Source organism: Arthrobacter sp. 10T413_2 (genome assembly GCF_056394205.1).
The window spans coordinates 1-9,555 of the sequence record NZ_JBFTHK010000163.1 but is presented as its reverse complement, the minus strand read 5'-3'; the positions used below and the strand labels follow the sequence as shown (position 1 = coordinate 9,555).

The 9,555-nt window shown below is 67.8% G+C and carries 8 protein-coding genes and 1 pseudogene; 3 read left to right on the top strand and 6 right to left on the bottom strand.

From position 1 onward, the window contains the following. A partial coding sequence (gene secG / locus AC1DBQ_RS18870; RefSeq protein ID WP_476929964.1) for a preprotein translocase subunit SecG occupies window positions 1-156 on the top strand: 156 nt, incomplete at its 5' end. A gap of 190 nt (window positions 157-346) precedes the next feature. After that, entirely contained in the window at window positions 347-667 is a 321-nt protein-coding gene (locus tag AC1DBQ_RS18865; protein WP_476929962.1) for an RNA polymerase-binding protein RbpA, read from the top strand. On the opposite strand, the gene pgl is transcribed toward AC1DBQ_RS18865, so the two are convergent. From pgl to tkt, 6 genes are all read right to left on the bottom strand, one after another. Continuing rightward, the gene (gene pgl, locus AC1DBQ_RS18860) at window positions 620-1,438 is read right to left on the bottom strand and encodes a 6-phosphogluconolactonase (protein ID WP_476929961.1); all 819 of its coding nucleotides are present in this window, start codon (window positions 1,436-1,438) and stop codon (window positions 620-622) included. The two genes, AC1DBQ_RS18865 and pgl, sit on opposite strands and share 48 nt — an antisense overlap. Continuing rightward, window positions 1,428-2,369 carry a glucose-6-phosphate dehydrogenase assembly protein OpcA gene (locus AC1DBQ_RS18855; protein ID WP_476929960.1) on the bottom strand — a complete coding sequence of 314 codons (942 nt, stop codon included), beginning with the start codon at window positions 2,367-2,369 and terminating at the stop codon, window positions 1,428-1,430. Before AC1DBQ_RS18855 ends, pgl begins: the two co-directional genes overlap by 11 nt. Further along, window positions 2,366-3,928, bottom strand: coding sequence for a glucose-6-phosphate dehydrogenase (zwf, locus tag AC1DBQ_RS18850; protein ID WP_476929959.1), 1,563 nt, complete (start codon window positions 3,926-3,928; stop codon window positions 2,366-2,368). Before zwf ends, AC1DBQ_RS18855 begins: the two co-directional genes overlap by 4 nt. 15 nt (window positions 3,929-3,943) lie before the next feature. Beyond that, window positions 3,944-5,581 (bottom strand): glucose-6-phosphate isomerase, encoded by a 1,638-nt coding sequence (locus AC1DBQ_RS18845; RefSeq protein ID WP_476929958.1) that lies wholly within the window; start codon window positions 5,579-5,581, stop codon window positions 3,944-3,946. Between the two features lie 6 nt (window positions 5,582-5,587). Next, window positions 5,588-6,703 carry a transaldolase gene (tal, locus tag AC1DBQ_RS18840; RefSeq protein ID WP_476929957.1) on the bottom strand — a complete coding sequence of 372 codons (1,116 nt, stop codon included), beginning with the start codon at window positions 6,701-6,703 and terminating at the stop codon, window positions 5,588-5,590. Between the two features lie 63 nt (window positions 6,704-6,766). Beyond that, window positions 6,767-8,884, bottom strand: coding sequence for a transketolase (gene tkt / locus AC1DBQ_RS18835; RefSeq protein WP_476929963.1), 2,118 nt, complete (start codon window positions 8,882-8,884; stop codon window positions 6,767-6,769). Between the two features lie 513 nt (window positions 8,885-9,397). Here tkt and AC1DBQ_RS18830 point away from each other — a divergent pair. After that, window positions 9,398-9,555 (top strand): annotated as a pseudogene (locus AC1DBQ_RS18830) (heme o synthase); the annotation flags it as partial.

Here is a 9,555-nt window from a genome sequence, read left to right as displayed (position 1 = left end):
GACATGTTCGGCGGCGGCATGAGCTCGGGGCTGAGTTCCTCGGGTGTCGCGGAGCGGAACCTCAACCGGTTCACGGTCATCCTCGGTGTCACCTGGGGTGTCGTGATCATCGCCCTTGGCCTGATCATGCGGTTCAGCACAGGCACCGATTCCTAGCACGTCTTTTTCGAGAACTTCATAAGGGGCTTGAGGCCCTCCCGGCATCGGGAACTTCGAACTACACTGTCGCTGGCAAGCACCAATCCACCAGCTGAGTAGCCAGGAGTTCCCGATGCTGCATTCTGCTTCCGGATTCAAGGGAATCCGTGTGGGCGCCACMGAAGGGGCATMGCCCCGCCACGAGCCAATGAACGGGGCCGKCGCACGCCAGCCCCGTATTCGTGTCTCCTACCGGTGCGCCAAAGGCCATGAGACCGTGCTCGTGTTCGCCCAACTCCCCGAGGAGCAGATCCCGGGAGTCTGGGACTGCCGGCGCTGCGGCGGCACGGCAACCCGCGACGAAACAAAGTTCGCCCTGGACGACGTGCCGACGGAGGGGTTCAAGACCCACCTGGAATACGTTAAAGAACGGCGCTCCAGCCAGGACGCCGAAGACGTACTGGCTGGAGCGCTGGAACGGCTACGCGCCGGACGGGCCMTTCCGGACGAGCTGCTCGGGGACCCGTGAGGCCGCGTTCTCGTCAATGAGCCACAAGGTCTCCCGGCGGCCCCGTGGCCCGGCCGCGGGAACCTGGACGGGATTGGCGCCGGCCAGGGCCAGGCCCACGGCGCCGGCTTTGTCCTCGCCGGCCACCACCATCCACACCTCTAAGGCCGTATTGATGGCCGGCAGGGTCAGGGAAACCCGGCCCGGCGGCGGCTTGGGGGAGTTCTGGACCCCCACGACGGTCAGTTCCTTCTCCCGGATGCCGGCCTGCTCCGGAAAGAGCGACGCGACGTGCGCGTMCGGTCCGACGCCGAGGAGGACAATGTCCAGGCGCGGAAGCCGGCCCGGGTGTTCCGGCCGGTCATCGGACATGTCCCCGGCGTGCTCAGCGGCGGCAGCCGCGGCGAGGCGGCGTGCATAATCCGCCGCAGCCTCCTCCGGGCTCCCGAAGTCATCGGTGGAACCGGGCACGTGGACCCGCGCCGGATCCACCGGGATGCGGGACAGGAGAGCCTCATGGGCCTGGCKGGCGTTGCGTTCGGCGTCATCCGCCGGCACAAAGCGCTCGTCACCCCACCAGAAGTTCACCTTGGACCAGTCGACGGCCTTCGCGGCCGGGGATTCGGCCACGGCCCTGAGCGAACCGATGCCCATTGTGCCCCCGGTAAGCACCACCGTGGCCTCGCCGTGCCGGTCCTGGATGTCCACGAGCTTGGTGATCAGGCGGGCGGCGATCGCAGCCATCAGGACGGTCKAGTCAGGATGGATGCTTACTCTGGGGTCAGCGCTCACTGGGACGGACACTCCTTAGATTGGTACGTGGCAGTCCCATAGTAATCACTTCGCCGAAGACTTCATCGGGGTCCAGGCGGCGGAGCTCTTCTGCCAGGCAGTCCTTGAGGCTGCGGCGCGGCAGGGAGATCCGCTGCGCCGGCTGGCCGGGCTGGGTCAGCTCCGCGATGGTCAGTCCGGGCCGGAAGAGCTGGACGTCGCCGCCGGTCCGGGTCAGCCGGACCCGCCGGATGCCGGTGCCGGCGGGGTCCGCGACGATCGTGACGGGAGCGTCCAGGGCCAGGGTCAGCCAGGCCGCGAGCAGAATGGTGCTGGGTGAATCCGAGGCGCCCTCGACGGCGACCGCCGTCACCGGCGAGTCGTCGACCTGGTCCAGGACCGCGGCCAGCTGGATGCGCCAGTTGGTCAGGCGCGTCCAGGCCAGGTCCGTGTCGCCGGCCTTGTAGGTGCGGCGGATGTTCTCCAGCGCCGCGACCGGATCCGCCTCGTTGGCCGAGTCGGTGATCCGGCGGTGCGCGATGCCCCCGATCGAGGTCTGGCACGCGTTCCGCGGGGCCCCGTGCGGCCACCAGGCCACGATCGGGGCGTCCGGGAGCAGCAGGGCCGCGACCAGGGATTCGCTTTCCTCGGCGAGTTCGCCGTAGCCGCGCAGCAGGATGACCTCGGAGGCCCCGGCGTCGCCGCCGACCCGGATCTGGGMGTCCAGCCGGGTCGGGGCGGAGGCCCCGGCATCGGCGAGGACGATAATCCGGCACGGATGCTCCCGGCTGGCCTCATTGGCGGCCTCGATGGCCTCCTCCTCAAGCCCGGAGCGGGTCACGACCACAAGGGTCAGGACCCGGCCCAGGGCGATCACKCCGCCCTGCTCGCGCAGGGCCATGATCTTCTTGGAAATCTTGGAGGTGGTGGTGTCGGGAAGATCTACGATCATGGCCTTCTCCAGGTTCGTCCGTCGCGGGCAAGGAGTTCATCGGCTGAGGCGGGACCCCAGCTGCCGGGCCGGTAAGGCTCGGGCTGGTCGTCCAGGGACGCCCAGTAGTCCTCGAACGGGTCAAGGATCTTCCAGGACAGCTCGACCTCGGCGTGGCGCGGGAACAGCGGAGGTTCGCCCAGGAGCACGTCGAGGATGAGCCGTTCGTAGGCTTCCGGGCTGGACTCGGTGAAGGAGTGCCCGTAGCCGAAGTCCATGGTGACGTCGCGGACCTCCATCTGGGTGCMCGGGACCTTGGACCCGAACCGGATCGTGGCGCCCTCGTCGGGCTGGACCCGGATCACCACGGCGTTCTGGCCGAAGTCGTCCTCGCCGTGGTCGGTGAACAGCAGGTTCGGGGCGCGCTTGAACACGACGGCGATTTCCGTCACCCGCCGCCCCAGGCGCTTGCCGGCGCGCAGGTAGAACGGTACACCGGACCAGCGCCGGGTGTTGATGTCCACCCGGATCGCGGCGAACGTCTCGGTCTTCGAATCGGCCGGGATGCCCTCTTCCTCCAGGTAGCCCACGACCTCCTCGCCGCCCTGCCAGCCACCGGTGAACTGACCGCGGGCCGAGTGCGTGGAGAGATCGTGCGGGAGCCGGACGGCCGAGAGCACCTTCTCCTTCTCCGCGCGCAGGTCGTCCGCGTTGAAGGAGACCGGTTCCTCCATGGCCGTCAGGGCCAGCAGCTGCAGCAGGTGGTTCTGGATGACGTCGCGGGCCGCACCCACGCCGTCGTAGTACCCGGCCCGGCCGCCCGTGCCGATGTCCTCGGCCATGGTGATCTGGACATGGTCCACATAGTTCGCGTTCCRGAGCGGCTCGAAGAGCTGGTTGGCGAAGCGCAGCGCCAGGATGTTCTGCACCGTCTCCTTGCCCAGATAGTGATCAATCCGGAACACGGAATCCGGCGGGAACACCGATTCGACAATGTCGTTAAGCTGCCGGGCCGATTCGAGGTCATGCCCGAAAGGCTTCTCGATCACCACCCGGCGCCACTTATCACCCTCGGCCTGGGCCAGGCMGTGCTTGGAAAGCTGGCGGCAGACCTGCTCGAAGGCCTTCGGCGGGATCGAGAGGTAGAACGCGTGGTTTCCCCGCGTCCCGCGCTGCTCGTCGAGCTCATCAATCGTCTCCGAGAGCCGCTTGAACGCCTCGTCGTCGTCGAACTCGCCCTGCACGAAGCGGATGCCCTCGGAGAGCTGCTTCCAGACCGTTTCATCAAACGGGGTCCGGGCATACGCCTTGACGGACTCCCTGACCTCCGCGGCGAAGTCCTCGTTCTCCCACTCCCGGCGGGCGAAGCCCACCAGCGCGAAACTCGGCKGCAACAGGCCCCGGTTGGCGAGGTCATACACGGCCGGCATGAGCTTCTTCCKGGCGAGGTCCCCGGTCACCCCGAAGAGGACCAGCGATGACGGCCCGGCAATACGGTTCAGACGGCGGTCACGCGGGTCGCGGAGCGGATTACGCCCGCGGCCGGCCGTGGTCCTGCCGCCGTTGTAGGTTTCTGGCATGGTTGCGTGGGTGCCTTAGCTTTCGGTGGAAGGTGCTGCCTGGCCGGCAAGGGACGTGACGAGCTCCTGGAGCTGCGTCACACCCGCGGCCCGGTCGGTCAGGTGCAGCCGGAGGACCGGACGGCCGTGCTCGGACAGGACCTGGGCATCCCCGGCGGCCTGCGCCGAGATCAGCTCGCCGAACGTGAACGGGCGGTMCGGGATGGCCAGGTCCATGGCGGACGCGGCCGTGACCTGCAGGAAGACGCCGATCGCGGGTCCGCCCTTGTGGAACTGGCCCGTCKAGTGCAGGAAGCGCGGGCCCCAGCCGAACGTGACCGGGCGCCGGCTCAGGGCCGCCAGCTGGTCACGGACACCGTCGAAGCCTGCGTAGGCGAGCCGGTCGAAATAGGCCTGAACACTGAGGTAGCTGTCCTCTGCGAGCTGGGCCAGCAGCGCGGACACGGCGGCAGAGGCCGTCGAGGCATCTCCCAGCCATTCGCCGCCGCGGACCTCGATGGCGCCGTCGGTGAAGTTCGCCGGCGTCGGCTTCGGCTGTGCGTCCAGCAGGCCGCGTGCGGCCACCTTGGCGGCCTCGACGTCGGGCTGGTCAAACGGGTTGATGCCCAGCAGCCGGCCGGYAACCGCGGTGGCGAATTCCCACACCATCATCTGCGTCGCCAGGCCCCCGGCAATGGCAGCCTCGTTCTCGCCGAGCTGCACGTCGTCGGCATCCGCCGAAACGAGCCGGATCACCAGGACATCCGGTGCGCCCAGGGTGGCTTCGGGGGAAGCGGGGCCGGCCACGACCGGCAGCACGCCGGTGCCCAGCTTGCCCGTGGATTCGGCGATGAGCTGTTCGGCCCAGTCGGCGAACCCCACGATCCCGGACCCGTCCTCTGCGATGACGATCTTGTTGCGCAGCGGGCTGGTCCCGCCCAGGGCCGTGCCGAGGGCKAGGCCGATGTTGTCTTCCGAATCGTCGTTGAGGATCTCGGCGGCCTCTTCGGCCTCATCCAGGAACGCCTGGATGTCCACGCCGGCCAGCCCGCAGGGGACCAGCCCGAACGCGGTCAGCGCCGAGAAACGGCCGCCGACGTTGGGGTCGGCGTTGAACACCGCGCGGTAGCCGGCCTCACGGGACGCCTTGTCCAGCGGCGAACCCGGGTCGGTGACGATGATGATGCGGCTCATCGCGTCGATGCCGGCATCGGTGAATGCCTGCTCGAAGATCCGGCGCTGCGAATCGGTCTCCACCGTGGAGCCGGACTTGGACGAAACAACGATGGCGGTTTCGGCCAGCCGGTCCACGAGGGCGGCACTGACCTGTTCGGGGTCGGTGCTGTCCAGCACGGTCAGCTCGACGCCAGCGGTGCCCGCAATGACTTCAGGCGCCAGCGAGGAACCGCCCATGCCGCACAGGACAATGCGCGTCACGCCGTCGGCCTTCAGTGCGTCACGGAGTGCCAGGATCTCGCTGACCAGGGGCTGGGAGACGGTGGCCGCCTCGACCCAGCCCAGCCGGACAGCCGACTCGGCTTCGGCGTCGGGACCCCACAGGGTATGGTCCTTCGCGAAGATCCGGGTGGCAATGCGGTCCTCCAGCAGTGCGGGGAGGTGCTGTTCATGGGCCTKGCGGGCTGCGCCGGTGGCGTCGTAGCTGAGTGTGCTCATGGTGGGTTAGGAAGCCTTCCGTGCAGAGGCCAGGGCGCCTTCGACGTCGCCCAGGAGTTCCTTCCAGCTGGCCACGAACTTGTCCAGGCCTTCGGACTCAAGCAGTGCCACGACGTCGTTGTAGGAGATCCCCAGGTTGTCGAGGGAGTTCAGCGTCGMATTGGCGTCGTCGTAGCCGCGGGTGACGGTGTCGCCCGTCACCACGCCGTGGTCGAACGTGGCGTCCAGCGTCTTCTCCGGCATGGTGTTGACCACGCCCGGTGCGACGAGTTCGGTGACGTACAGGGTGTCCGGGTAGGCCGGGTMCTTCACACCGGTGGAGGCCCACAGCGGACGCTGCGGCAGGGCACCGGCCTCGGCCAGGAGGGCCCAGCGTTCGGTGGAGAAGAGCTCCTCGTAKACCTGGTACGCCAGGCGGGCGTTGGCCAGGCCGGCCTTGCCCTTGAGTGCCTTGGCCTCGTCGGTGCCGATGGCATCGAGGCGCTTGTCGATTTCGGCGTCGACGCGGGAGACGAAGAAGGACGCGACGGAGTGGATCGTGGAGAGGTCGTGGCCGTTGCCCTTGGCCTGTTCCAGGCCGGACTGGAAGGCATTGATGACGGCGCGGTAGCGTTCMAGCGAGAAGATCAGGGTCACGTTGACGCTGATGCCCTCGGCCAGAGTGGCCGTGATGGCTTCGAGGCCCTCCAGGGTTGCCGGGATCTTGATCAGGACGTTGTCCTTGTTGACCTTCTTGTACAGGTGCTTCGCTTCGGCGATKGTGCCGGCGGTATCCCAGGCAAGGCGGGGGTCCACCTCGATGGACACGCGGCCGTCGACGCCCTTGGTCGCGGCGGCAACGGGAGCGAAGAGGTCGCAGGCGTCGGCGACGTCGGTGGTGGTGATTTCGAAGACGGCCTCTTCAACGGTGGAGCCGGCCGCGGCCTGGGCAGCGATGACGGCGTCGTAGTCCGTGCCGGAGGTGATGGCGKCGTGGAAGATGGACKGGTTGGTGGTGACGCCAACGACGTTCTTCTCTTCGATGAGCTTGCGCAGGGTACCGGTCTGCAGGCGGCCGCGGGAGAGGTCGTCAAGCCAGATCGAGACGCCGGCGTCGGAGAGCTGCTGGGTGKGGGTAGTCATGTCATAACTCCTGGAAATGATGGGTTCCGGGGGCACAGCGTCCCCCGGAACCATGGGGGTGGGTCAGTTTGTGACGYTGGCGAGCGAGTCCTTCGCGGCCGCGGTGACGGCCTCCGCGGTAATGCCGAATTCCTGGAAGAGGCGCTTGTAGTCCGCGKAGGCGCCGAAGTGCTCAAGGCTGATGGAGCGGCCGGCGTCGCCGACGAATTCCTTCCAACCCAGGGCCAGGCCGGCCTCGACGGAGACGCGGGCCTTCACGGCAGCCGGCAGGACGGCTTCGCGGTAGGCGGCATCCTGCTTGTTGAACCATTCCACGCAGGGCATGGACACGACCCGGGCGGCGATGCCCTCGGCCTGCAGGGCCTCACGGGCGGCCACGGCGAGCTGGACTTCGGAGCCGGTGCCGATCAKGATGACGTCGGCCGGGACCGTGGCCCCGTCCTTGGAGGCTTCGGCGAGGACGTACCCGCCCCTGGCCACGCCGGCGGTGGAACCGAAGGTGTCGCCGCTGGCGTCTCCTTCACCGCGGGCGTACGTGGGGATGTTCTGCCGGGTCAGGACGATGCCGGCCGGGTTCTCGTGGTTCTCCAGCATGACCTTCCACGCCGCGGCGACCTCGTTCGCGTCGCCGGGGCGGACGACGTCCAGGCCCGGAATCGCCCGGAGGGAGGCSAGCTGCTCCACGGGCTGGTGSGTGGGGCCGTCCTCGCCCAGGCCGATSGAGTCGTGCGTCCAGACGTACAGGGACGGCACGCCCATGAGGGCGCCGAGGCGGATCGCGGGGCGCTGGTAGTCGGAAAAGATCAGGAACGTGCCGGAGAACGCCCGGGTCCGGCCGTGCAGGCTGATGCCGTTCACGATCGACGCGGCGGCGTGCTCGCGGATGCCGAAGTGCAGCACCCGGCCGTAGGGGTTGCCCTTCCAGGCCCCGGTGGAGCGTGAAGCCGGGATGAACGAGGGCGAGCCTTCGATCGTGGTGTTGTTMGATTCGGCGAGGTCCGCCGAACCGCCCCAGAGCTCGGGCATGACCGGGCCGATCGCGTTCAGGACCTTGCCGGACGCGGCGCGGGTGGACACGTCCTTGCCGGCTTCGAAGACCGGCAGGGCGGCGTCGAGCTCGACGGGCAGCTTCTTGGCTTCGATGCGCTCAAGCAGGGCGGCGTTCTCCGGGTTGGCGGACTGCCAGGCCTCGAAGCTGCTCTGCCAAGCGGTGCGGGCCTCGGCGCCGCGGGCCTGCGCCTCGCGGGTGTGGGCCAGGACGTCCTCGTCGACCTGGAACGCGCGCTCCGGATCGAAGCCCAGGACCTTCTTCAGGGCCGCGACTTCCTCGCCGCCCAGGGCCGAGCCGTGGATCTTGCCGGTGTTCTGCTTCTTCGGCGCCGGGTAGCCGATGATGGTGCGCAGCGAAATGATCGAGGGCTTGCCGGTCTCGGCCTTCGCGGCCAGCAKGGCGGCATGCAGTTCCGCGACGTCTTCGAYGTATTCGCCCGTGCGGGTCCAGTMGACCCGCTGGGTGTGCCAGCCGTAGGCCTCGTAGCGGGCCAGCACGTCTTCGGTGAAGGCGACGTCGGTGTCGTCCTCGATCGAGATGTGGTTCTCGTCGTAGATCACCACGAGGTTGCCCAGTTCCTGGTGCCCGGCGAGCGAGGACGCCTCGGACGTGACGCMTTCCTGGAGGTCGCCGTCGGAGGCGATGACCCACACAGTGTGGTCGAACGGGGACTCGCCGGCGGGGGCATCGGCGTCGAACAGGCCGCGCATCCGGCGCTGGGAGTAGGCGAAGCCGACCGCMGAGGCCAGGCCCTGGCSCAGCGGRCCGGTGGTGRTCTCCACACCGGCGGTGTGCTTGTATTCCGGGTGGCCCGGGGTCAGGGAGCCCCAGGTGCGCAGGGCTTCCAGGTCCTTCAGTTCCAGGCCGTAGCCGGAAAGGAACAGCTGGATGTACAGGGTGAGGGAAGTGTGGCCCGGGGAAAGGATGAACCGGTCACGGCCCAGCCAGTCCGGGTTCTTCRGGTCGTGGCGCATCAGCTTCTGGAAGAGAAGGTACGCGGCCGGGGCCAGGCTCATCGCGGTACCGGGGTGGCCGTTGCCCACCTTCTCCACCGCGTCGGCGGCCAGCACCCGGACAGTGTCCACGGCGCGCTGGTCCAAGGTAGTCCATGACAGTTCTTGCTCTTCCAAATGTGGCACGAAAACCGGGCCCCTCTCTGTGMTGACGGCCGGCGGTACGCTTGGTCCCACCCCGGGCACAGTTCGGTGCCCGCTGCAGTACGTACCAGCCGTTCACMATCGAAACGTTGATCTATCATTCAGACGCAGATGCAGAGCCGCCGGTTTCGGCAATTGCCGGGCAATTACTCGGCAATTGCGTTGGTGCGTGCCCGTGTGCGCTGATCTAAGAACAGCCTAGTCCCATTCCACTTGGTGGTCAGCGTATATCTCACCAATTGGACCTGATTTCGCTTATATGAATCACCGCGCGTTATTGCGTCCGTGAGCCTGCGTTAACGCGCCCGAATCATTGGGGCCCTGCGGCGCGCCGGGTGCGCGCAGCGTCACGGTATGATGGGTGGTGGCCTTCGACTGGGGCAAGGACACGGGCGTGCGCTGCGCGCGGAGCCCGTTCTGCAGCAAAAAGCGTTGCGACATCCACCCGGGGCTGCCAGCCAGACAGAACTGCCCAGACAGAACAGAGTGACTGCCACCGTGAGCACAACAAATACGCCGCTGAACGCCTCCCCGGCCTCGGCAAGAATGGGCTTCGGCCGCAAAGCCAAGGCCTACCTGGCGMTCACGAAGCCCCGAGTCATCGAGCTCCTGCTCGTCAGCACCTTGCCCACCATGATCTACGC